The sequence below is a fragment of the Marichromatium purpuratum 984 genome, from assembly GCF_000224005.2.
GTDB classification, from domain to species: domain Bacteria; phylum Pseudomonadota; class Gammaproteobacteria; order Chromatiales; family Chromatiaceae; genus Marichromatium; species Marichromatium purpuratum.
In genome coordinates this window covers 2,167,880-2,190,605 of sequence record NZ_CP007031.1, presented here as the reverse complement: position 1 = coordinate 2,190,605, position 22,726 = coordinate 2,167,880, and the positions used below count along the sequence as shown (strand labels likewise).

16 protein-coding genes, 2 tRNA genes and 1 pseudogene are annotated in these 22,726 nt (G+C 69.7%); 9 read left to right on the top strand and 10 right to left on the bottom strand.

The window, feature by feature from the left end; genetic code table 11:
- Window positions 1-10: 10 nt before the first annotated feature.
- From MARPU_RS09660 to MARPU_RS09625, 8 genes are all read left to right on the top strand, one after another.
- Window positions 11-1,108 (top strand): lipocalin-like domain-containing protein, encoded by a 1,098-nt coding sequence (locus MARPU_RS09660; RefSeq protein WP_025275256.1) that lies wholly within the window; start codon window positions 11-13, stop codon window positions 1,106-1,108.
- A gap of 32 nt (window positions 1,109-1,140) precedes the next feature.
- Window positions 1,141-2,517: a c-type cytochrome gene (locus MARPU_RS09655; protein WP_005224962.1), complete on the top strand. Its 1,377-nt coding sequence runs from the start codon at window positions 1,141-1,143 to the stop codon at window positions 2,515-2,517.
- A 108-nt stretch (window positions 2,518-2,625) separates the two neighbouring features.
- A tRNA-Met gene (locus tag MARPU_RS09650) sits at window positions 2,626-2,702 on the top strand.
- 73 nt (window positions 2,703-2,775) lie between these two features.
- Window positions 2,776-2,852, top strand: a tRNA-Met gene (locus MARPU_RS09645).
- Window positions 2,853-3,115: 263 nt separating this feature from the next.
- Entirely contained in the window at window positions 3,116-4,735 is a 1,620-nt protein-coding gene (locus MARPU_RS09640; protein ID WP_005224961.1) for a tetratricopeptide repeat-containing response regulator, read from the top strand.
- Window positions 4,736-4,775: 40 nt separating this feature from the next.
- Window positions 4,776-5,462: a sensor histidine kinase gene (locus MARPU_RS09635; protein ID WP_005224960.1), complete on the top strand. Its 687-nt coding sequence runs from the start codon at window positions 4,776-4,778 to the stop codon at window positions 5,460-5,462.
- Window positions 5,459-7,207, top strand: a complete 1,749-nt coding sequence (locus MARPU_RS09630) for a vWA domain-containing protein (RefSeq protein WP_005224959.1) — start codon at window positions 5,459-5,461, stop codon at window positions 7,205-7,207. The genes MARPU_RS09635 and MARPU_RS09630 overlap by 4 nt, the downstream gene beginning before the upstream one ends.
- Window positions 7,208-7,226: 19 nt before the next feature.
- The gene (locus tag MARPU_RS09625; protein WP_005224958.1) at window positions 7,227-8,087 is read left to right on the top strand and encodes a hypothetical protein; all 861 of its coding nucleotides are present in this window, start codon (window positions 7,227-7,229) and stop codon (window positions 8,085-8,087) included.
- A gap of 13 nt (window positions 8,088-8,100) precedes the next feature.
- On the opposite strand, the gene MARPU_RS09620 is transcribed toward MARPU_RS09625, so the two are convergent.
- From MARPU_RS09620 to MARPU_RS09600, 5 genes and pseudogenes are all read right to left on the bottom strand, one after another.
- Entirely contained in the window at window positions 8,101-9,780 is a 1,680-nt protein-coding gene (locus tag MARPU_RS09620; RefSeq protein ID WP_005224957.1) for a GGDEF domain-containing protein, read from the bottom strand.
- 48 nt (window positions 9,781-9,828) lie between these two features.
- The gene (locus MARPU_RS09615; protein WP_005224956.1) at window positions 9,829-10,008 is read right to left on the bottom strand and encodes a PLDc N-terminal domain-containing protein; all 180 of its coding nucleotides are present in this window, start codon (window positions 10,006-10,008) and stop codon (window positions 9,829-9,831) included.
- A 165-nt stretch (window positions 10,009-10,173) separates the two neighbouring features.
- On the bottom strand, window positions 10,174-11,121 hold the full coding sequence (locus tag MARPU_RS09610; protein ID WP_005224955.1) for a zinc metalloprotease HtpX: 948 nt from the start codon (window positions 11,119-11,121) through the stop codon (window positions 10,174-10,176).
- 66 nt (window positions 11,122-11,187) lie between these two features.
- Window positions 11,188-11,391: a tautomerase family protein gene (locus tag MARPU_RS09605; RefSeq protein ID WP_005224954.1), complete on the bottom strand. Its 204-nt coding sequence runs from the start codon at window positions 11,389-11,391 to the stop codon at window positions 11,188-11,190.
- 113 nt (window positions 11,392-11,504) lie between these two features.
- Window positions 11,505-14,300 (bottom strand): annotated as a pseudogene (locus MARPU_RS09600) (ribonucleoside-diphosphate reductase subunit alpha); the annotation flags it as partial.
- Window positions 14,301-14,632: 332 nt separating this feature from the next.
- On the opposite strand from MARPU_RS09600, the gene MARPU_RS09595 reads away from it, so the two are divergent.
- Window positions 14,633-15,415 (top strand): c-type cytochrome, encoded by a 783-nt coding sequence (locus MARPU_RS09595; protein WP_005224952.1) that lies wholly within the window; start codon window positions 14,633-14,635, stop codon window positions 15,413-15,415.
- A 7-nt stretch (window positions 15,416-15,422) separates the two neighbouring features.
- Here the strand turns inward: MARPU_RS09595 and MARPU_RS16710 are convergent, their stop codons facing one another.
- From MARPU_RS16710 to MARPU_RS09570, 5 genes are all read right to left on the bottom strand, one after another.
- Window positions 15,423-17,234 carry an oxygen-binding di-iron domain-containing protein gene (locus tag MARPU_RS16710; RefSeq protein ID WP_005224951.1) on the bottom strand — a complete coding sequence of 604 codons (1,812 nt, stop codon included), beginning with the start codon at window positions 17,232-17,234 and terminating at the stop codon, window positions 15,423-15,425.
- A gap of 148 nt (window positions 17,235-17,382) precedes the next feature.
- Complete coding sequence (locus MARPU_RS09585; protein WP_005224950.1) at window positions 17,383-20,463, bottom strand: efflux RND transporter permease subunit; 3,081 nt, start codon at window positions 20,461-20,463, stop codon at window positions 17,383-17,385.
- A gap of 9 nt (window positions 20,464-20,472) precedes the next feature.
- Window positions 20,473-21,102: a hypothetical protein gene (locus MARPU_RS09580; protein WP_232229456.1), complete on the bottom strand. Its 630-nt coding sequence runs from the start codon at window positions 21,100-21,102 to the stop codon at window positions 20,473-20,475.
- 27 nt (window positions 21,103-21,129) lie between these two features.
- Window positions 21,130-22,176 carry an efflux RND transporter periplasmic adaptor subunit gene (locus tag MARPU_RS09575; protein ID WP_005224948.1) on the bottom strand — a complete coding sequence of 349 codons (1,047 nt, stop codon included), beginning with the start codon at window positions 22,174-22,176 and terminating at the stop codon, window positions 21,130-21,132.
- Window positions 22,176-22,526 carry a S24 family peptidase gene (locus MARPU_RS09570; protein WP_005224947.1) on the bottom strand — a complete coding sequence of 117 codons (351 nt, stop codon included), beginning with the start codon at window positions 22,524-22,526 and terminating at the stop codon, window positions 22,176-22,178. The genes MARPU_RS09575 and MARPU_RS09570 overlap by 1 nt, the downstream gene beginning before the upstream one ends.
- Between the last annotated feature and the right edge of the window lie 200 nt (window positions 22,527-22,726).

The following is a 22,726-nucleotide window of genomic DNA, read 5'->3' as shown; positions in this document are numbered from 1 at the left end:
GCGACGGTACTTGAGCCGCATCCGGCTGCCGGTCTTGGCGCTGGTCGGGCTGCTCGGCGGTTGCGAGGCGCCCCCGCCCCCCGTCGAGCAGGATGCTGCGCTGCTCGTCGGGGCCGCCGCGCTGCTCGCCCCCGGCGCGGTGCCGGGTCCGCTGGACCTGCCCGCCGACCATGGCGCCCATCCGTCCCAGGGGCTGGAGCTGTGGCGGCTCCAGGCGCGGGTCGAGGAGACCGATGGACGGGCGCATCTGCTCACCCTGGGGGTCGTCCGCCTGACCCTGGCGACACCGCCCGATCCTCCGCTCTCGGCCTGGCGCGGCGATCGGCTGCTGTGGGGCTGGTCGCAGCGGCTGGGACCGGTCGGGGTCGCGTTCGAGCAGCGCCGCGCCCGCGCCGTGCTCGGGCTGGCCGGGGCGAGGCCGGACCCGCCGCGGGTGTGGGTGCGCGACTGGACGCTCAACCTCGGGCCGGGGCGCCCGCCCTGGCGCCTGCGCTTCGAGGATGCCGCGGGGAGGCGGCTGGTGCTCGCCGGTGGCGCCCCGGCGCTCGGGCTGGCGCGGCTTGCCGCGACCCTTGGCGCCGAGGCGACGACGGCCGGCCCGCAAGGCTATCTGTTGCCGGGGCTGAGCGTGAGCGGGCGGCTGCTCGTCGACGGCCGGCCGCGCGCGGTCGAGGGGCGCGCCTGGTTCGAGCACCTCTGGGCCGGGGGCGGGGAGGGTGCTGGTGCCGGGCTGCGCCTCACCCGGCTGACGCTCCAGCTCGACGAGTCGCGCACCCTGGCCTGTGTCGAGCTGCGTCGTGCCGAGGCGGGCGGACGACCGATCCCGGGCTGCGTGCTGGTCACTGACGACGGTCAGGTGCGCGCGTTCAGGCGGCGCGAGCTGCGTCTCGAGGCGCAGGAGCGCGGCACGCACCCGGCGCGCTGGCGCCTCGAGATCCCCGCCGTCGCGCTGGCCGTGGCGCTGACGCCCTGGGACGATGCGCCGGGGCCGATCGCGCCGGGCGTGGCGGTGCGGGTCGCCGGCAGCGCCGAAGGGCGTGTGATCGAGGGCTGGGGCTGGGTCGAGTCCAACGGGCCGGAGCAACGGATGCGCGGGGAGGCTGAATGATGCGCTGGCATGATCGTCGAGGGTGGTCCTGGATGCTGCTCGCACTGGCGCTCGCCGGTTGCGACCGTCCGGGGGAGAAGGCCGAGGCCGGGCGCATCCCCGCCGCCGAGCAGCGCCCGGGCGATCCGGTGCGCGGGCGCGATGCCCTGCTCAATCGCGCGGTGGTGACCTGTGGCCCGCCCCATGCCGCCTATGCCGAGCGCGCCGGGGCCGCAGAGGCGCCGGCGCTCAATCCCGCCGGGCGTACCGGGCGCAACGCCGAGCTGCCCTATATGCTCACCGCCCATGTCGACCCCGCCGGGGTCGAGCTGGTGACCTCGAACTGTCTCGGCTGTCACGCCGCGCCGCTCGAGGGCGAGCTGGTGATCGGGCTGGGCAACGAGTTCCTCGATCTGACCGAGGACCCGCTGGTGGCGATCGAGGCGCTCGGCGCCGGGCTCGCACCCGGTCCCGAGCGTGCGGCCTGGCGGCGCTGGGCCGATCGTATCGGGCGCATCGCCGACTACATGATGACCGACACCGTCGGGGTGAACTCGGCCAACAACCTCACCCTGGCGCTGATGGCCCATCGCGACCCGCAGACCCTGGCCTGGTCCGACACGCCACTGATCGCACCGCCGCCGACGCGTCCGCTGCCGGTGAGCGTGCCGCCCTGGTGGCACCTGGCCAAGAAGCACGCGGTCTTCTACAACGGCGAGGGGCGCGGCGATCATGTGCGCTACATGATCCTGGCCTCGACCACCTGTACCGACAGCGTCGCCGAGGCGCGCGCGATCGATGCCTGGTTCGTCGATGTGCGCGCCTATCTCGCCACCCTGCGCCCGCCGCCCTATCCCTATCCGATCGATGCCGAGCTGGCACGCGTCGGCGCGCGCGTGTTCGCCGATCGCTGCGCGAGCTGTCACGGCACCCAGGGCGCCGACGGGCGCTATCCGAACAAGCTCGTCGCCCTCGGCAAGGTCGGCACCGACCCGGCGCTGGCGCGGGCGGCCTTCGCCGAGGCCGATCGCTTCCTCGACTGGTTCCACGACTCCTTCTATGGCGAGCTGGGGCGCTCGCGCCCCGGCCTGGGCTATGTCGCGCCGCCGCTCGACGGTATCTGGGCGACCGCGCCCTATCTGCACAACGGCGCGGTGCCGACGCTTGCCGACCTGCTCGAGAGCGGCACGCGCCCGGCCTTCTGGCGCCATGAGCGCAGCGCCCAGGCGCTGCCCGAGTACGACACCGAGCGCCTCGGCTGGCGCTATCGGCGTCTCGCTGCGGGCAAGTCGGCAGCGATGAGCTGGGAGGAGCGCAAGCATATCTACGACACCAGTCTCCATGGCTACGGCAACCAGGGGCACGACTTCGGCGACCGGCTCGCCCCGGCGGCGCGCCGTGCGCTGCTCGAGTACCTCAAGACCCTGTGAGCGTCCCCGTATCGGTGCGCGCGGTGCCGTGTCCGGCGGGGTGAAAGACCTTGACGGAAAAAAGACTTGCGCCCCTCCGCAGTCGTCCCTATAATTCTCGGTCTCGATTGCGGGGTGGAGCAGTCAGGCAGCTCGTCGGGCTCATAACCCGAAGGTCGTAGGTTCAAATCCTGCCCCCGCTACCACATCTCGTCGTCTCGGTCGCAAGACCGGTCGACAGGGTCGCAAGACCCGGCCCAAGCGGGCATACAGTTCAGTTGCGGGGTGGAGCAGTCAGGCAGCTCGTCGGGCTCATAACCCGAAGGTCGTAGGTTCAAATCCTGCCCCCGCTACCACATCTCGGCCCACGGCATTCGTGCTGTGGGCCGTTTTCGTTTCTACCGCACCCCTTCGATCTCTTGCCGCCGGACGAGGCGGGCGTTAGCATCCCTTTTGTGATCCGGTTCCGATATCACCGCCCGGCGTTCGGTGTTTCGGCGCTTCGGTCCGGGCGCGATCGGGTCGACCCTTGCCCGAGGTCGAAGGCGCATCCATGTGCAGGAAGGTGCCGACCCGATCGGTACCCCTATCCAGCCCAGCACCGCGGGGAGCAAGTCAGATGGCGCCACCGGCCGATTTCTCCAAGAAAACCTATCTGGTCATCGACGACTTCTCCGACATGCGCTCGGTGATGCGCAGCATCCTGCACTCGCTCGGTGTCACCCGTATCGACCAGGCCCGCGATGGTAACGAGGCGATCGGGCTGATGGAGCGCCGTCACTATGATGTGGTGCTGTGCGATTACAACCTCGGCAGCGGCAAGGACGGCCAGCAGGTGCTCGAGGAGGCACGCCATCGCGCGCTGATCGGGGTCGATACCATCTTCATCATGGTCACCGCCGAGAATACCCGCGAGATGGTGATGGGCGCGGTGGAGTTCGCCCCCGACAACTATCTCGCCAAGCCCTTCACCAAGGAGCTGATCAAGACCCGGCTGGCCAAGCTGTTCGAGCGCAAGGCCGATCTCGCCGAGGTCAACCGCGCGCTGGTGGCCAAGGACTATGGTCGGGCGATCGCCGCGCTCGACACCCTGATCGCCGGCAAGCCGCGCAATCTCGCCGAGCTGTTGCGGCTCAAGGCCGATACCTGTATCACCGCCAATCGTTACGATGACGCCATGGCGATCTACGACGAGGTGCTCGAGGGGCGCGACCTCAACTGGGCGCACCTCGGCAAGGGGCGGGTGCTGTTCCAGCAGAAGCAGTATGCCGCCGCCCAAGAAGTCTTCGCCCATCTGCTCGAACTCGACCCCAATTTCATCCCCGGCTATGACTGGCTCGCGCACGCCCAGTTCGCGCAGAAGGCCTTTCCCGCCGCCGAACAGACCCTGCAGAAGGGCGCCAAGCTCTCGCCGCGCAGCGTCGAGCGCCAGCAGCGTCTCGGCGAGCTGGCGCTGAGCAACGACGATCGCGAGGTCGCCGAGGGCGCCTTCGATCGTGCGGTGGCCTTCGCCAAGCACTCAGTACACAATCACCCCTCGATCTATGCCGGACTGGCCAAGGCCAAGAGTGCCAATGACAAGCATGCCGAGGCGCTGAAGGTGATCGGCGAGATCGACAAGACCTTCGGCGACGACCCCCAGGCGGCCTTCTACAAGGCCAGTACCACCGCGGTGGTCAAGCAGCGCCAGGGCGATGCCCAGGGCGCGACCGAGGCCTTCGCCGCGGCCGGCGAGGCGATGAACGCGCTCGGCGAGCTGGCCTCGCCACAGCTCGCGCTGGAGATGGTCAAGACCTGCTCGGAGCTGGGTGAGCCGGAGCAGGCCACGGGCTATCTGCGCACCGCGATCGCCAACAATCACGACGATCACGCCTTCCTCGCCGAGGTGATGCACGTGTGCGAGGAGAGCGGTATCGCCGAGGAGGCCGACGCGGCCATCCGCGCCATCCAGCAGGACGTGGTACGCACCAACAACCAGGGGGTGCGGTTGATCAAGCAGGGCGAGTTCGCCGCCGCCATCGAGCTGTTGCGCCAGGCCGCCGATGAGATGCCGGCCAACAAGACGATCAACCTCAACGCCGCCAAGGCCTGTATCATCAAGATGGAGCGCCACGGCACCTCGCCCGAGGAGGTCCAGCTGGTGCGTCGTTATATCGAGCGCGTCCAGCACGTCGCCCCCGGTGACTGGCGGCTCAACGACGTGCAGACACGACTGCAGCGACTGGCGACCGAGAGCTGAGCGGGCGTACCCCGCCCCAGAACCAGACGGCCCTTGACCCATGGACTTCTCCGACATCCTCGCCTCCTCGATCCACGACATCAAGAACTCGCTCGGGCTGATCTTCAACAGCCTCGACGATCTGGTCGACGATCCCGCCAATCAGCTCGCCGACCCGCGCAAGGCGAGCCTGATCAAGCACGAGGTGCAGCGCGCCAACAGCAATCTGTTGCAGTTGCTCACCCTCTACAAACTCGGCAACGCCCAGCTCGCGACCCGTATCGCCGAGCACAATCTCGAGGAGTTCTGCGAGGAGGTGGTCGCCGAGTGCCAGGCGGTGTGTGCCGCGCTCGGTCTCGAACTCGGCTACGACTGCGACCCCGAACTCAGCGGTTACTTCGATTGGGAGCTGGTGCGCGGGGTGCTGACCAGCAGCATCGGTAACGCCCAGCGCTATGCCCGCGCCCGCATCCGCCTCAGCGCCGCCGAGGAGCAGGGGATGCTGGTGATCCGTGTCGAGGACGACGGCGCCGGCTTTCCCGGCGCTTTGATCGGTCTGCTGCCCGATGACGGTCACGCCGAGTGGCCCGAGTCCGAGACCGCGCCGGGGGCGAGTCGCACCCGACTCGGACTCTATTTCGCCCACCAAGTGGCGCGGTTGCACCACACCCCCGAGGCGTTCGGGCGGATTCGCCTGACCAATGCCCACCGTCTCCCCGGTGGCTGCTTCGAGCTGTGGCTGCCGTGAGCCGCCTCAATCTCGGCTTCGTGCCCCTGCTGCTGTGTCTGTTGCTCCTGCCCGGGACGCTGTTCGCCGCGCCCGAGGACGTGCGACTGCTGATCGACGTCTCCGGCAGCATGCGCCAGAACGATCCCGCCAACCTGCGGGTACCGGCGCTGCGGCTGGTCAACTCGCTGCTGCCGGCCGGCGCGCGCGCCGGGGTCTGGACCTTCGCCGAGGGCACCGAGGTGCTGGCCGCGCCCGGGGCGGTCGACGACGACTGGCGCCGGCGCACCAGCGCGAACCTCCGGCGGGTGCACTCGCGCGGGCTGTTCACCGATATCGAGGCCGCGCTGAAGGCGGCCACCGCCGACTGGGACGGTCCGCCCGGCGAGGGCGCGCGCCATGTCATCCTGCTCACCGACGGGCTGGTCGATGTCGCCAAGGACGATACCCGCGATGCCGCCTCGCGTCGGCGCATCCTCTCCGAGCAGCTCGAGCGGCTGCGCGAGCTGGGGGTGAAGGTGCACGCGGTGGCGCTCTCCGACAACGTCGACACCGAGCTGCTCGAGGCGCTCACCGAGCGTACCGGCGGCTGGCTGGAGTCGGCCTCCAGCGCCGAGCAGCTGCAACGGGTCTTCCTCCACATGCTCGAACAGTCGGCGGCGCCGACCACGGTGCCGATCGAGGGCAACCGCTTCGAGATCGACGCCCAGGTCTCCGAGTTCACCCTGTTGGTGTTCCGCGCCCCCGGCGGCGAGACCCGGCTGGTCAGTCCCGATGGCCAGACGCTCTCGGCCACCGCGCACGGTCCCATGGTGCAGTGGCGCGGCGAGCCCGGCTACGACCTGGTCACCATCGAGCGCCCGGCGCCCGGGCGCTGGACGCTCGACGGCGGGCTCGATCCCGACAACCGTGTGGCGGTGGTCACCGATCTCGGCATCGACGCCGCGCCGATACCGGCGGCGCTGCACTCGGGCGACACCCTGAGGCTTGAGGCCTGGATCACCGATCACGGCGCACCGGTCGCCCGCACCGACTTCCTCAAGCTGCTCTCGGCCAAGGCGATCCTCACCCTGGCCGATGATCCGACGCGGCGCATCGACCAGCCGCTCGCGCTCGATCCGACGCGCAATCGCTTCACCGCCGAGGTCAAGGCCAACGCCTTCGCCGCCGGGGTCTACGACCTCAGCCTGCTGATCGACGGCGAGACCTTCAAGCGTCAGCTGCAGCGTCGTCTGCGTGTCACCCCGACGCCGCTGACCCTCGACTATCAGGCACGGGTGCTCGAGCCCGCCTCGCCGAGCGAGAACGGTGACGCGGCGGCGGACGCCGCGCCCAGGCCGCCGGCGCAGCTGCGGGTGGTGCTCAATCTCGAGCGCGATCAGGTCGCCGCCGAGAGCCTGTTCGGCTATGTCCGGCTGGAGGGACCCGAGGGCACGCAATCGCTGCTCGAGATCGCCGCGCCGACGTCCCTGCCGATGCTCTACGAGCTGCCGGTCACACAGCCCGGCAGCTATCGGGTCGGCGCGCGGCTGGCCGCGCGTACCGTCAACGGCAGTTCGATCCTGCTCGAACCCCCCGACGAGACCCTGGAGTTCGCCTTTACCGCGCCCGTCGAGGAGCCGCCGGCACCGCCGCCGGGCGCGTTCTCCTGGCTGGTGTTCGCGCTCTATGTGCTCGGCGCCAACCTGCTGCTCGCCGCCGCGCTCGGGCTGACCTGGTGGTTGTTCAAGCGGGCCGCGGCGAAGCAGGCCGCCGCGGAGGGGTGATGGGCATGGGGGAGATGACATGAGTGCGCTCGAGATCGGCGGTCTCATCCTCAGCGTCGAGTTCGCCCTGGTGGCCTGGGGCGTGCTCTTCTTCATGCTCAGGCGCCAGCGCAAGGGTGCCAAACAGGCCCAGGTCGACGCCAGTGCCGTGCTCGAGCAGGTCGATACCGGCGAGGAGGCGCGCCGCGAGGCGCTCTCCGGGGTCTTCGCCGCGACCTATCAGCTCGAGGGCGATGAGCTGCAATCGACCGTCGACGAGTATCTGGAACGCGAGCGCGCCTTCTACAACGCGATGCTCGACATCTATCTCGAACGCAGCGGCGAGAAGCTCCAGGACCTGCCCAAGGAGCTGACCAAGGTGCTCGCGCCCCTGGTGCACATGACCCCGACCAACATGGTCGATGTCGAGCAGCTCTCCGATCTCGAAGACGCCAAGGCGCAACTCGAGGCCGAACTCGGCGACACCAAGAAGACCCTCAACCAGCTCATGGACGAGTACAACGCCGCCTTCAGCGCCCAACAGCAGGAGGCGGCCGCCGCGGCCGCCGCACCCCCGGCCGAGACGGCCGGGGGTGATGACGCCGATGTGGTCGACGACATCGATGCCCTGCTCGCCGAGGCCGGTGCCGATCTCGATGCCGCCGTGCCCGAGCCCTCACCCCAGCCCCCGTCCGAGCCCGAGACGCTGGAGGTCGAGGAGATGGAGAGCGAGGAGATGGAGGCGCCGAGCTTCGAGCTGGCCGAGGAGTTCGAGATCGGCGAGGAGACCGACAAGGACCAGCAGCAGGCCGGCGACGACGAGGAGATCTGGCAGGAGAAGCTCGAGGAGCTGAGCGATCTGTTCGAGACCCCGGAGGATGAGACCAAGGACAAGGACTGAGGCGCCGGGCGTCTCAGCCGGCGTGGATCCGGCAGCAGTTGCGCCCGGCGCGCTTGGCCTCGTAGAGCGCGGCGTCGGCGCGGCGGTAGACGTCCTCCGGGGTGTCGTCCTCGATGAAGGCGGCCAGCCCGCAGGACATGGTCACCGGCACCGGTTGACCGCGGTACTGGAAGCGTGAGGCGGCGACCTGTTCGCGCAGCTTCTCGGCGACCTCGAGCGCGGTCTCGATCGAGGTCTCGGGCAGCAGCATCATGAACTCCTCGCCGCCGAAACGGGCGACGAAGTCGCTCTTGCGGATCGAGGTGCGCAACAGCTTGCCGAGGATCTTGAGCACGTTGTCGCCGGCGGTGTGACCGAAGTGGTCGTTGATCCGCTTGAAGAAGTCGACATCCCAGATGCTCAGCACTGCCGGGTGGCCGTAGCGCGCCCAGCGCTCGCACTCCTGGGCGATGCGCTCGTCATAGGCCAGCCGGTTGCTCAGCCCGGTGAGGTTGTCGAACAGCGCGCGCTGGCGCGCCTCGTGCAGCAGCTGGCGCAGCTCGCCGCTCTCCTCCTGGACCTTGCCCAATTGCTGCTTGAGATGATCGATCTCGGCGCGTGCCTGGCTCAGCTGCTCCTGCTCCAGGCTGCGTCGCGCGTCCATGTGCTGCTGGATGTTGCTCAGGTGTCCCTGGATCGAGAGCTTGAGCTGATCGACGTCCTGGGCGGCATCGACCGAGCGGCGGATGCGGGCGACCTCGGCGGACATGTCGGCATCGATCGAGGCGCCCTGTCGGGCGTTCTCCTCACGCTGCCCGAACGAGGCCTCGAGATAGCGATCGAGCGCCTCGAGCCGTCCGGTGAGCTGGGAGAGGAAGTGCTCGATGTCCTTCTTCTCCTGCTCGAGATGATGACGCGCGCGTGCCAGCAAGTCGGCGATCTCGGTGACCGCGCGCTCGGCGGTCTCGGCGCTCGGCTCGTCGCGCAGCAGCGTGGTGATGGCGCTGAACTGCTTGGTGAAGACCTCGGGCAGGTCGAGACGGTGGATCAGATCGAGCAGCACCAGATTGAAGGCCGGTAGCGACGGATCGAGCGTGGTGACGAGGTCGTCGCTCGGCGGCAGCGGGGCCTCGATCTCGGCGGGCTGGGCGTCGAGGTCGGTCGGCTCCGACGGCGTCTGCTCGGCGCCGCTCTCGCGGTGTCCGCCGAACAGCCGCCCGAACAGCCCCTCGCTGCCTTGCTCGGAGCTGGCGAGCCAGCCGGTGAGGGTGCGGGCATAGTCGGAATAGGCGGCGAGCGCGGCGCCGAACCCCGGCTCGCGCCGCGCATCGCGCAGCCGCTTGCGCAGCGTCTTGGTCTCTTTCTTCAGCGCCCCGGGGAGACGCTGCTGCTCGAGCAGGTCATCGAGCCGGGCGATGGCGCGATCGAGGTCGTCGGGCTGGGCGCGCTGCTCGTCGAGACGCAGCATCGACTCGGAGATGTCCTCCATCAGCAAGCCGATCTGCTTGGCCGTGGCGTTCTTGCGGATCGCCTGACGCAAGGACTCGAGCTGTTCCTCGAACGTCTTGTCCGGGGTCTCCACCGCGAGGCTCAGGCGCGAGACGGCGTAACGCAGCGTCTTCTCGATCTGCGCCCAAGCCTTCTCCTTCGCCTCCAGGGTGTCGAGCGTCCCGTAGTACTTCTCTTTCCAGTGATTGGTGTCTTGCGAGGCCATGTGGACGCGAGTCCTCTGGGTGGTGGACGCTGGGCGTGTGGTGCCGGTTCAGCGCTTAGGGCCGAGCAGCAGCCAGAGGATGAAGCCGAGCAGGGGAAGGAGCAGGATCAGCACGATCCACAGCACCTTGGAGAGGGTGCCGGCATGACTCTGCACCGTGCTGACGATGGCCCACACGTGCAGGACCAGCAGCAGTAATCCAAAAAATCCGCTGACTTCTATCGACATCGATCGACTCCTGGTGATCCGGTTCGCCCCGGGCACGCCGGGGCGTCTCGAGGCTGGAGCCTATGATGGTTGACGACCCCCGGAGGGGCGTCAAGCGTGGCGGCTATTTTCCTTGATCGCCGTCTGGATATTCGCCCCCGCCGGGGGCGGCGCGTGAGCGATCGCTCAGGACCACAGCCCCCAGAGATGAGAGCGCCGCGGCGCGGGCGCCGGGGAGAGGGGTGGGTGCAGCCCGCCGGGGCGGGTCGGCAGCCTCGGGCGAGATGGCGCGGCGAGTGCACGCAGTCGCTCGATGCGCGCCTCGGTCGAGGGGTGGGTGCGCAGCAGCGAAGGTTCGGGCAGACGCCAATGGGGCGCGAGCAACCGCTCCCAGCCGCTGCCCTGCAGGCGCTCGATACGCGCCAGGGCACGCGCCAGCCCCTCGGCATCGCCGGTGAGTTCGACGGCGCGCCGATCGGCCTCGAACTCGCGGCTGCGCGAGAGCGCGAACTGCGCCAGCGCGCTCAGCGTCGGCGCGAACACCAGCACCAGCAGTGCCGCCCAGGGCACCTCGACCCCGGCGAGCAGCGCCAGCGGCAGCGCGATCAGCACCAGCAGCTGACCGATCAGGCTGAGCAGGCTGGTGAGTCGGCTGACCAGATCGGCGAAGGCCATCACCCGCAGGTCGTCGTTGGCGATGTGGCCGACCTCGTGGGCGAGCACCGCGATCAGCTCGCGCTCGTCGAGCCGACGCAGGGTCATCTCGGAGACGGCGATCACCGAGGACCAGGGGCCGCCGGTGGCGAAGGCGTTGACCACCCGCGAGGGGATGTAATAAAGCAGCGGCACCCGTGGCAGCCCGGCGCGCGCGGCCAGGGTCTCGAGCACCCGATAGAGCGCCGGGGCCTGATGCGGCGCGAGCAGCTGGCCGCGATAGAGCGAAAGGGCCAGGCGTGGTGAGGCCAGCGGGGTGAACAGATAGAGCGCCGCCACCGCCACCAGGGCGAGCAGCGCCAGCTCGGGACCGCCGAGGATCCAGGCCAGGGTCGAGCACAGGGCGGCGAGCAGCGCCAGCAGCGCGGCGGTGTGCAGCTGGTTGAGTCGGCGGTGTGCGGCGAGACGTCGGGGATCCATCATCACCCGCCGAGAGTGGTGACGATCATCGCCGCGGACAAGTGTCGGCCCGCCGCCGACGCGGGCTCAGCGGCCGCTGGCGCGCCGCACGGTGACCGTCTCGCCGCCGATCCCCCAGTTGTCGGTCTCGACCTCGTCGATCACCACCACCGTGGTCTGCGGATTCTTGTCGAGCACCCGGGCGAGCAGCTCCGTGACCCCGCTGATCAGCTCGGCCTTCTGCTCGGCGCTCGCCCCCTCGCGGGTGATCTTGATGTTGACGTAGGGCATGGTGGTCTCCTGGGCCGTTATTGATCGAGCAGGGGTCTCTTAATCCACTGCGCTTCGCGTTGACTTGAGTCGTAGGCGCAGACGGCGCCGCCGCGCCGTCCGCATGACCTTCTCTACTGGCAGGCCTCGCACTCGGGGTCGTCGATGGCGCAGGCGCGTGGCGTCTGCTCGGCGGCGCCATAGCTGCCGCCGACCGCGCTCAGGCGGTTGGCGCGCTGGTGGTCGGCGAGGGTCGATTTCTCGACATGGGTGGCGCCCTGCGAGCGCAGGTAATAGGTGGTCTTCAGCCCCCGCACCCAGGCGAGCTTGTAGAGGTTGTCGAGCTTCTTGCCGCTCGGCTCGGCCATGTAGAGGTTGAGGCTCTGTGCCTGGTCGAGCCACTTCTGGCGGCGCGCGGCGGCCTCGATCAGCCAGCGCGGGTCGATCTCGAAGGCGGTGGCATAGCGCTGCTTGAGCGTCTCGGGGATGCGCTCGATTGGCTGCAGCGAGCCGTCGTAGTACTTGAGGTCGTTGACCATCACCTCGTCCCACAGCCCGAGCGTCTTGAGTTCGGCGATCAGCTCGGGGTTGACCACGGTGAACTCGCCCGAGAGGTTCGATTTCACGAACAGGTTCTGGTAGGTCGGCTCGATCGACTGGCTGACCCCGACGATGTTGCTGATGGTCGCCGTCGGCGCGATCGCCAGACAGTTGGAGTTGCGCATCCCGACCTCGCGCACCCGCGCGCGCAGCGCGTTCCAGTCGAGGGTGGTGGTGGTGTCGACCTGGAGATACTCGCCGCGCGACTCGGCGAGCAGGGCGATGCTGTCGATCGGCAGGATGCCCCGGCTCCACAGCGAGCCCTCGAAGCTCGGATAGCGCCCGCGCTCGGCGGCCAGCTCGCAGCTCGCCTCGATCGCGTAATAGCTCACCACCTCCATGCTGCGATCGGCGAACTGCACCGCCTCGGGGCTGGCGTAGGACAGCCCGAGGCGATGGAGCGCGTCCTGGAAGCCCATGATGCCGAGCCCCACCGGGCGGTGGCGCCGATTGGCCTCGCGCGCCTGGGGGACGTTGTAGAAGTTGTAGTCGATGACGTTGTCGAGCATGCGCATGGCGGTGCGCACGGTCCGGCGCAGCCGCTCGCGGTCGAGCCCCTTGGCGGTGACGTGGGCGGCGAGGTTGACCGAGCCGAGGTTGCACACCGCGATCTCCGCGTCGCTGGTGTGCAGGGTGATCTCGGTGCACAGGTTGGAGCTGTGCACCACCCCGGCGTGCTGGTTGGTGTAGCGCAGGTTGCAGGGGTCCTTGAAGGCGATCCAGGGGTGGCCGGTCTCGAACAGCATGCCGAGCATCTTGCGCCACAGGTCGACCGCCCGGAGGGTCTTGCTCACCCGCAGCTCGCCGCGCGCGGCGCGCGCCTCGTAGTCGCAGTAGGCGCGCTCGAACGCCACGCCGCTGAGATCGTGCAGGTCGGGGGTCTCGTCGGGCGAGAACAGCGTCCAGGGGCCGTCCTCGGCCACCCGCTTCATGAACAGGTCCGGCACCCAGTTGGCGGTGTTCATGTCGTGGGTGCGGCGGCGGTCGTCGCCGGTGTTCTTGCGCAGGTCGAGGAACTCCTCGATGTCGATGTGCCAGGTCTCGAGATAGGCGCACACTGCGCCCTTGCGCTTGCCGCCCTGGTTGACCGCCACGGCGGTGTCGTTGGCGACCTTGAGAAAGGGCACCACGCCCTGGCTCTTGCCGTTGGTGCCCTTGATGTGCGCGCCCATGCCGCGCACCCGGCTCCAGTCGTTGCCCAGGCCGCCGGCGAACTTGGAGAGCAGGGCGTTGTCCTTGATCGCGCTGTAGATGCCGTCGAGGTCGTCGGCCACCGTGGTCAGGTAGCACGAACTCAGCTGCGGGCGCAGGGTGGCGGAGTTGAACAGCGTCGGGGTCGAACTCATGAAGTCGAAGCTCGACAGCAGCTCGTAGAACTCGATGGCGCGCGTCTCGCGATCGGCCTCGTTGATCGCCAGCCCCATCGCCACGCGCATGAAGAAGGCCTGCGGCAGCTCCAGGCGCACCGCGTCGCGGGTACGGATGAAGTAGCGGTCGTAGAGCGTCTGCAGCCCGAGATAGCCGAATTCCAGATCGCGCTCGGGACGCAGCGCCGCGCCCAGCCGGTCGAGGTCGAAGCGGGCAAGCTCGGGGTCGAGCAGTTCGAGTTCGATGGCGCGCGCCACATAGGCCGCGAGATAGGCGCCGTAGCGCTCGCCGAGGTCGGCCTGGGTCTCGACCCCCTCGGCCAGCCCCAGCGCGCCCAGCGCCTCGCGGCGGAGGATGTCGAGCAGCAGCCGGGCGGCGACCTGGTTGTACTCGGGCTCGCGCTCGATCTGGGTGCGCGCGGCCATCACCAGCGCCTGGCGCACGTCGCGCTCGGCCACGCCGTCGAAGAGGTTGCGCAGGGTCTCGTCGACGATCGCCTGGGGGTCGACCCAGTCGAGCCCGCGACAGGCCTCGTCGACCAGCCGGGTCATCCGCGCCAGATCGAGCGGGCGGGGGGTGCCGTCGTCGCCGGTGATGGTGAGCGCCGGGCGGGTGTCGCTCGTCGCCGGGACCGGCTCGCGGCGCTGGTCGCGGGCGCGGGCGTGCTGCTCGCGATAGAGCACGTAGGCGCGCGCCACCGGATGCTCGGCGGCGCGCATCAGCGCCAGCTCGACCTGATCCTGGATGTCTTCGATGTGCACCGTGCCGCCGCCGGGCAGACGGCGGGTGAGGGCGGCGACGACCTGCTCGGTGAGTGCCTCGACGCGCTCGTGGACACGGCTCGATGCGGCCGCGCTACCGCCCTCGACGGCGAGGAAGGCCTTGGTCATGGCCACCGCGATCTTGCTCGGGTCGAACCCGGTGACCTTGCCGTTGCGCCGGATCACCTGCAACCGGCCCGGGGTCGGGCCGCCCTGGGGACCGGCTGGCGCGCGCGTCTGCTGATCCGGGTCTGCGGTGTTGTCGGCGGGCATGGTCATCTCCTTGTGTGGTGGTTGTCCACGGCTGATTCGAGGTTGTTGCCGTGGTGGGGTGTGCGGGATGGCGTGTCAATATATGCGCGTTTTGAGTTGTGTCAACCACAATATATTGATTGATGTGCCGGCTGCCATGTGCCGCGAGCGCGGCTCGTGTACTCCCCGGCTTGCCAAGCCGGAGCCTGCTCCCATAAGCTCGGGACGGGCTCCGCGCCCAGGTTGCTGCGATCGTTGTCGATGACTCGCAAGGAGATGCCATGTCCCAGCCAGTGTTCGCGCGCCCGGTCCTGTGCGCGCTCGCGCTGCTCGCCGCCCCGCTGGCGTCGGCGCAGCCGGATCCGAAATCGCTCGCGCAGGCCGAGTTCGACCGGGCCAGCCAGCTCGCACCCGATATCGAGAACGGTCGTCGGGTCTATCTGACCTGTGCCGTGTGCCACCGCCCCGAGGGTTGGGGCAGTCCCGACGGGGCCTATCCGCAGATCGCCGGGCAGCTCCCCGAGGTGGTCATTAAGCAGCTGGCCGATATCCGCGCGGGCAACCGCGACAACCCGCTGATGTATCCCTTCGCGCTGCCGCGTATCCTCGGCGGTCCGCAGAACATCGCCGATGTCGCCGCCTATGTCGCAACCCTGCCAATGACCGCCGACAACGCCAGGGGGCCGGGGGTCGACCTCGATCTCGGGCGCGAACTCTACGAGGCGCAGTGCGCCGAGTGTCACGGCGCCGAGGGCGAGGGCGACGTCGGGCGTCTGGCGCCGCAACTCGCCGGTCAGCACTTCCCCTATCTGATGCGTCAGTTCACTGCGATCGCCACCGGTCGGCGGCGTAACTCGGATGCGGAGATGACCAAGCTGCTCGCCCAGTTCGGCCCGCGCGAGCAGGCCGCGGTGCTCGATTACAGCTCCCGTCTGCCGCTGCCGTCGGAGAAGGTGGCGCCGGCCGAGTGGCGCAACCCCGACTTCCCGGCCTATGTGCGCGAGCCGCTCGGTATTGCGCCGCCGCCCCCGCCGCCGCCCCCGCCGCCGCCGCCGCCGCGTTGAAGCGCTGCTAGTCGGTGAAGGTGCAGCGGTTGCGCCCGTCTTGCTTGGCGCTGTAGAGGGCTTTGTCGGCGCGCTGGATCAGTGCCTCGAGCGCCTCGCGCGGGTGGCGCAGGGCGATGCCGATACTCACCGTCAGATGGAGCCTGGGCGCGGTCTCGGAGGTGAAGTGGTGTGCGGCGACTGCGGTGCGCAGCCGTTCGGCCAGTGCCCGCGCCTGCGCGTCGGTGGCGTCGATGAGAAACAGCACGAACTCCTCGCCGCCGAAGCGCACCGGGACGTCGCCATCGCGGATGGTTTCGCGCAGCAGGGTCGCGAACTGACGCAGCAGGGTGTCGCCGACGGTATGACCGTGACGGTCGTTGATCTGCTTGAAGTGGTCGAGATCGATCATCAGCACCGCGAGCCGGGGACCGCCGCGATCCTGGGCGTGGCACTGGCGCTCGATGATGTCCTGCATGTAGAAGCGGTTGAACAGCCCGGTGAGCGAGTCGCGGATCGAGCGCTGGTAGGTGCGGGTGCGCTCGGCCTCGATCGAGCGATAGATCGCCTCGCGTTCGAGCGCGACCTGTAGCGGTGTCATCAGCTGGGCGATGAGTTGGCGCTCGTGCGGCCCGATCTCGATCGGGCGTTCGAGATGTACGGTGGTGATGGCCTCCATGCGCTGATCCTCGGGCGAGAACAGCGGCAGCATCAGGCTCATCGAGCCGTCGCTGGTGATGTGACTGCAGAAACGCTCGTCGTGCAGCGGGTGGTCGTGTATGCAGCATCCATGCTCGGCGTTGCCGAGCCAGCAGGTGCGGCTGATGCCGAGCAGGTCGCGCAGGTGCTGTGGTGTCTGCTCGGCCGACTGTTGCAGGCGCCCGTCTTCGACCAGACCGATCACCTCGCCGCCCTCGAGTTCGAGATAGTAGTTGATCCGCGCCACCGGCAGGCTGCGGCGCAACACCTCCAGCAGCCGCGCGGCGATGTCGTGGAAGTCGCGACAGTAGAGCATGGTGCGGGTGATCTCGCCGAGCGTCTGGTTGAGCTGCGAGAGTCGGCGGATGTCGGTGTCGCAGCCCTCGGCGAAGAGATAGATGCCGCAGTCGAGTTGGCGCAGTCGCTCGATGATCGGCTCGACCAGGGCCTCGGGGATGATCGAGCCGTGCTGCGGGGCGATCAGCTTGACCGGGTGGCGCTCGATCTGGTCGAGGGCGTAGCCGAGGATGTCGCGGCTGGGGATGTAGTGCTCGTGAAAGGGCCGCATCGACTCGAAGTAGCCGATGTCCTCGGCCACCAGCCTGGGGGGCTTGGTGAAGCCGCCGAACAGATCGCTGGAGAACAGCGTCCCGGTCTCGGCGTCGAAGGTGCAGAAGGCGCCGGGGAAATGGGCGTAGGGCGTGAACACGAAACGCAGCTCGCGATCGGGCAGGGCGAGCCGCCAGTCGTGCTCGTCGACCAGCCAGAAGGGCAGGTGCTCCAGACCGTAGTGATGCAGCAGTGCGCTACAGCGCCAGTGAGTCACCAGCAGAGCGTCGGGGCGGTCGATGAGCGCGTCGATCAGCGGCAGGCAGGCGGTGATGTCCGGGTCCTGGTGGTGACAGACGAAATAGCGGATCGAGGTGAAGGGGATGATCTGCTCGATCTTGCGCAGCGTGGTGGCGAAGGTCAGCCGCGAGCCGGGGTCGATCAGCACCGACTGGTTGCCCTGCTCGATGAGGTAGACGTGGCACTGGAAGGGATCGTCCGCGAGCACCCGGCCCACCCACCAGACCCGTGGTGCGATCTCGATCGCACGGTCGCTGTCGACGATGCATTGATTGGAGTCGGCCTGATGCATGGTACTGTCGTATCCGGGTCCAGTGCTGCTGGTGCGGGACGATCCAGCGCCCCGTGCCAGCATCCAGGGCGGATGCCCGCCTTCCCGAGCCGAATCCCTTGGCGCGAATCATCCCGCGTGAGGGCGGTGCCGACAACCCCCCGCATGCTCAGTGGCGCGCGGCGAGCCGATAGACCACCGGCACCAGCAGCAGCGAGACCAGGGTGGAGAAGGCCAGCCCGGCGACCATGGTCACCGCCAGCGGTTGGAGCATCTCGGCGCCCTCGCCGAGGGCGAGCGCCAGCGGCAGCATGCCGACCACCGTGGTCAGCGTGGTCATCAGGATCGGGCGCAGGCGCAGCCGCGCGGCGGCGAGGATGGCCGGCTCCAGCGCCCGCCCGGCGCGTCGCTCCAGCTCGATGAACTCGACCAGCACGATGGCGTTGTTGACGACGATGCCGGCGAGCATGATCAGCCCCAGCCACACCGGCATCGACACCCCCAGCCCAGTGAGCCACAGCCCCAGCACCACCCCGATCAGCGCGAAGGGCACCGAGAAGAGGATGATCAGCGGGTTGCGCACCGACTCGTACTGCACCGCCATCGCCACCAGCACCAGCAGCAGCGCCAGGGCGAGCAGGATGCGGCCCATCTCGCGGCCCTGTTGCAGGGTCTCCAGGGTGCCGCCCTCGTAGAGGCTGTAGCCCGGCGGCAGCTCGATGGTGGCGGCGGCGGTCAGCGCCGCGCCGATCGCCCGCTCCAGCCCGAGCGTGGGGTCGACCGAGGCGCTGATCTCGACCATGCGCTGCTGGCGCTCGCGCAGGATGGTCGAGGGCTGGGGCAGGAAGGCGACCTCGGCGAGATCGCCCAGGCGCAGCGCGCGACGCGGCTCGGTGGCGCTGAACAGGATCATCGATTCCAGATCGCCGGGGGTGTCGAGCTGCTCGCGATCGAGGCGCAGGCGCAGGTCGATGGCGCGGTCGCCGTCGAGGTACTCGCCCACCAGCCGCCCCTCGAGCGCATAGCGCAGCAGGGTGCCGACCGACTCGACATCGAGCCCGAAGCTCGCCGCGCGCTCGGGGTCGAGACGGACGGCGATCTCCTGGTCGACCTCCTCGTAGCTGTGTTGCAGGTTGCTCAGCCCCTCGACGCTGCCCAGCCGCTCGACCACCCGGTCGGCGAGCCGCCCCAGCTCGGCCAGGTCCGGCCCCTGGATGCGCAGGCTGAGGTCGTCGTCGCCGCGGTTGAAGCGGATGCCGCGGATACCGCGGGTATAGAGGCTCACGCGCAGCCCCGGCAGCGCGCGCGCGGCGATCGCCGCGCGGGTGGCGGCGATCCAGGCGGGGGTGTCGAGCGCGCGCTCGGCGAGCGGGTCGAGCAGCACCTGGAGGCTGGCGCGGTTGGGGCTCTCGAAGCTCGAGCGGCCGAAGACGAAGCCGCCGACGGTGGTGAAGATGGCGCGCACCCCCGGCTGCTCGGCCACCACCGACTCGACGGCGCGGGTGAGCGCGTCCATGTGCTCGATGTCGACCCAGTCGTCGGCGGTGAGGCTGATGCGCACGTCGCCCTCGTCGAGATCGGGGAGAAAGCTCTGCGGCGCGGCGAGCAGCCACGGCAGGCTTGCGGCGAGCGCGACGACGAACCCCCCGAGCACCGCCCAGCGCCAGCCGAGCAGCCGTCCGAGCAGCCGCGCGTAGCCCTGCTGCAGGGCCGCGACGGCGGCGTCGATGGCCGCGCGCACGCGCCCCTCGGCGGTCGCCGGGACGCGCCCGGCGAGCGCCGGCACCAGGGTCAGCGCGACCACCATGGCGGCGAGGATCGCCGCCGAGATGGTGAAGATCAGCTCCTCGAACAGCAGCCCCACCAGCCCGCCGATGAACAGGAAGGGCAGCACCGCGGCGAGGTTGGTCGAGGTCGAGGCGACGATCGCGCTGGTCACCTCGCGCGCGGCGGCGTCGGCCGCCGCCGCCGGGGCGCGCCCGGCGCGCTGGTGGCGCTGGATGTTCTCCAGCATCACGATGGTGCTGTCGACCAGCATGCCGATGCCGAGCGCCAGCCCCCCGAGGGTCATGATGTTGAAGGTCAGCCCGTTGGCGGCCATCAGGATGAAGGTCACCAGCACCGCGATCGGGATCGCCGAGCCGATGATCAGGGTGCGGCGCAGGCTGCCGAGGAACAGATAGACCACCGCCATCGCCAGCAGCGCGCCGCTGCCCGCCGCGCCGATGGCGTTGGCCAGGGACTGGCGGATGTAGCGCGCCTGATCGTCGACGCGCTCGATGGCGATGTCCGCGGGGATGCGCCGCTGCGCGGCGAGCCGTTCGAGTTCCCGGTCGACGGCATCGACCACGGCGACGGTGTTGGCCAGCGGCTGTTTCTGGATCGAGAGCTTGACCCCGGGGCGGTCGTCGAGCCGGATGCGCAGCCGCTCCTCGGCCGCGCCGTCGATCACCCGCGCCACCTCGTCGAGGCGCAGCAGCGCCGTCGGGCGCTCGGTCTCGGTGAGGCGCAGCGGCAGCGCGGCGATCTCGGCGACCGACTCGAAGCGCCCCTGGGCGCGGGCGCTGATCTCGCCCTCGGGCATCCGCAGCCGTCCCCCGGCGACGTCCTGGTTGGTCTCGCGCAGCCGCGCCTCCAGATCGCGCGCGTCCAGCCCGAGCGCGGCGAGACGGTACTGATCGGCGATCACCCGCACCTCGCGTTCGAGCCCGCCGCCGACCTCGGCGGCGGCCACCCCCGGCAGGTTGAGCAGCGCCGGGGCGAGACGGTAGTCGACCCAGGCGCGCAGCGCCACCGGGTCGCGGCTGTCGGAGCCGACCACGTACTCGGCCACCGGCAACTGGAAGGGGTCGCGCTTGTAGATGATCGGCGGCTCGTCGGTGTCGGGGATGAAGCGCTTGGCGCGATCGAGCCGGGCGCTGGCGTCCTGCAACGCCTGATCGATGTCGGTGCCGTAGCGGAAGGAGAGATCGACTGCGCTGCGTCCCTCGCTGGTCTGCGACTGGATGGCGATCGCCCCCTCGGTGATCGCCAGTTGCTCCTCGAGCTGACGGGTGAACTCGTCCTCCATCACCTCCGCCGGCACGCCGGGGTCGAGCACCCGCACGCGCACGTCGGGATAGACGATCTGCGGCAACAGGTCGATGTTGAGCCGGCTCAGCGAGAGCGCGCCGAGCACCATCACCGCGAGCGTCAGCGCCACCACCCCGATGGGGTGGCGTACCGACCAGCTCGACAGCGCCGCGACCACCGCCGCCTCTCAGCGCTCGGCGCGGGCCAGCTCGGCGGCGGCCGATTCCACCACCCGCAGCTCGCTGAGTGGGTAGGGCGGGATACCGAGGCGCTGCAACCGCGCCTGGTGCGCGGTGCAGAAGGCGTGGTGGAAGGTGAGGAACAGCGGGTGGGCGATCGCCTCCTGCGCCGTGGCGAGGAAGCGCAGATAGCTGCGCGCCTGTCCCATGTGATATTCCGAGGGCGACTCGCCGAGGTGCACCGCCTCCAGCTCGCGGTCCCACAGCGAGAAGCGCGCGGGGTTGGCCAGGTGGAGCAGGGTCGCGGCGTTCTCCAGCGAGCCGAGACAGGCCGCCACCGGGTCGATCAGGCCACTACCGACCACCGCCTCGGGCGCGCGCGCGGCGTCGAAGGCGGCGATCGCCGCGCCCAGCTCGACGGTGTCGAGGCGCAGCGCCTGCGCGCTCCAGGCGTGGGCGAGGGCGGCGCAGCGCAGGAAGGCGTCGGTGGCGTCGCTCGCCGGCGCCTGGGCGGCGCTGGCGAGCGCCGGGTAGCTGTGCAGTCGGGTGAGCGCGGGGGCGTTGGCGCGCAGCTGGCTGGCGTTGACCAGCTCGACGGCCTGATAGAGACGTTCGATGTGCATCGGTGCAATAGGCATGGCTGTCGTCAGTAGCGGTGGGATCACTCAGTCTGACACGACATCCACCGCCTTGCCCGCGCGCAGCCCGAGGAAGCCCCGGGTGATCACCCGCTCGCCGGGGGCCAGTCCGTCGCGGATCTCCACCCGGTCCTCCACCTGCAGACCGCTGCGCACCGCGCGCCGCGTCGCGCGACCGTGCGCGTCGATCAGCCAGACGAACTCGCCTTGGCGATCGCGCCGCAGCGCGTTGAAGGGGATCAGCAGCCGCGCGACCGGCGCGCTCTCGAGCCGCGCGCGCACGAACTGCCCGGCGCGCGCCCCGGCGGGGATGGGATCGAGCGCCAGCTCGACGATGCCCTGGCGGGTGCGCCGCTCCAGACTGGGGTGGATGCGCAGCACCCGCGCCGCGAAGCGTTGCGCGCCGAGCGCGTCGATGCGCAGGCTCGCCGCGTCGCCGACGGCCAGGTGCGGCAGCAGCAGCTCCGAGGCGGCGACCTCGGCGATCAGCGAGTCCGGGTCGGCGAGCGCGAGCAACTGGGTGTTCTTGGAGACGAAGTCGCCCGGCTCGACCAGCCGCTCGGTGATCACCCCGGCGAAGGGCGCCGCGATCCGGGTGAAGGAGCGGCGCGTCTCCAGCAGCTCCAGCTCGGCGCGCGCCACCCGCAGCGCGGTGCGCGCGAGGCTCACCTCCGACTCGGAGACGGCGCGGCGCGCGCGCAGGTCCTCGAGCCGCTTCAGATCGAGTTCGGCCTGTTCGAGCGTGGCGTGCGCCGCGGCGATCTCGGCCTCCAGCAACCGATCGTCGAGCGCCACCAGCAACTGACCGCGCTCGACCCGGTCGCCCTCGTAGAGAGCGAGCGCGGTGATCCGCCCCTCCTCCTGATTGAACACCCGCACCAGCCGACGATAACGCAGCGAGCCCGGGCGCTCGTGGGTGATCGGCACCGCGCTCGGCGCCACCTGCAGCGCCGCGACCAGATGCGCCTGGGACGCGGGCCGTGCCGCGCGCGCCGGGGACGGCGTCTCCTCGCCACAGCCGCCGAGCAGCAGCGCCAACACCAGCGGCTGCGCTGCGCGGAGAGCACGCGACATCACTGGCCGGTGAGATCGCTGGGGGGGCTGTCGTCGTAGTGCTTGACCTGACGGCGGATGTTGCGCTGGATGATCACCCCCAGCACCGCCCACTCCAGCCCGTCGAGCCGGATCTCGGGATAGCGCGGATTGAGCGCCACCAAGCGCTCGCCCGCCGCGTCGCGCCGGTACTGCCGGAACCACCGCACCCCCTCGACCTCGGCGAACACATAGGCCCCGTCGACACACTGCGGCGTCGGCTCGATCACCACGATGCAACGATCGGGGAACTCGGGTTCCATCTCCTCACCCAGCACCTGGAGCGCGAACGGCTCGTGCAGGGCGCAGCCGGATTGTTCGGGAAGGGACATGGGGGCTCCTTGGTTGTGCCTGGGAGATGACGGGGCGGGGCGAGCCTGGCCGCTCGTCGGGCGTGCCGATCCGCGCTTGTCACCACGTTGTCGACCATTCTATCTGCAAATCGTTAGATGTCATGGTGTGCCGTGGGCTAGTCAGAGCCTTTGACACCAAGCCGTTCGCGTCGTCACCGGCGTCGAGATCACGCACACAT

Coding starts and splice junctions, on each gene's coding strand:
- MARPU_RS09655 (WP_005224962.1), top strand. CDS start 1,141: ATGCTGCTCGCACTGGCGCTCGCCGGTTGCGACCGTCCGGGGGAGAAG.
- MARPU_RS09640 (WP_005224961.1), top strand. CDS start 3,116: ATGGCGCCACCGGCCGATTTCTCCAAGAAAACCTATCTGGTCATCGAC.
- MARPU_RS09635 (WP_005224960.1), top strand. CDS start 4,776: ATGGACTTCTCCGACATCCTCGCCTCCTCGATCCACGACATCAAGAAC.
- MARPU_RS09625 (WP_005224958.1), top strand. CDS start 7,227: ATGAGTGCGCTCGAGATCGGCGGTCTCATCCTCAGCGTCGAGTTCGCC.
- MARPU_RS09620 (WP_005224957.1), bottom strand. CDS start 9,780: ATGGCCTCGCAAGACACCAATCACTGGAAAGAGAAGTACTACGGGACG.
- MARPU_RS09615 (WP_005224956.1), bottom strand. CDS start 10,008: ATGTCGATAGAAGTCAGCGGATTTTTTGGATTACTGCTGCTGGTCCTG.
- MARPU_RS09610 (WP_005224955.1), bottom strand. CDS start 11,121: ATGGATCCCCGACGTCTCGCCGCACACCGCCGACTCAACCAGCTGCAC.
- MARPU_RS09605 (WP_005224954.1), bottom strand. CDS start 11,391: ATGCCCTACGTCAACATCAAGATCACCCGCGAGGGGGCGAGCGCCGAG.
- MARPU_RS09595 (WP_005224952.1), top strand. CDS start 14,633: ATGTCCCAGCCAGTGTTCGCGCGCCCGGTCCTGTGCGCGCTCGCGCTG.
- MARPU_RS16710 (WP_005224951.1), bottom strand. CDS start 17,234: ATGCATCAGGCCGACTCCAATCAATGCATCGTCGACAGCGACCGTGCG.
- MARPU_RS09580 (WP_232229456.1), bottom strand. CDS start 21,102: ATGCCTATTGCACCGATGCACATCGAACGTCTCTATCAGGCCGTCGAG.
- MARPU_RS09575 (WP_005224948.1), bottom strand. CDS start 22,176: ATGTCGCGTGCTCTCCGCGCAGCGCAGCCGCTGGTGTTGGCGCTGCTG.
- MARPU_RS09570 (WP_005224947.1), bottom strand. CDS start 22,526: ATGTCCCTTCCCGAACAATCCGGCTGCGCCCTGCACGAGCCGTTCGCG.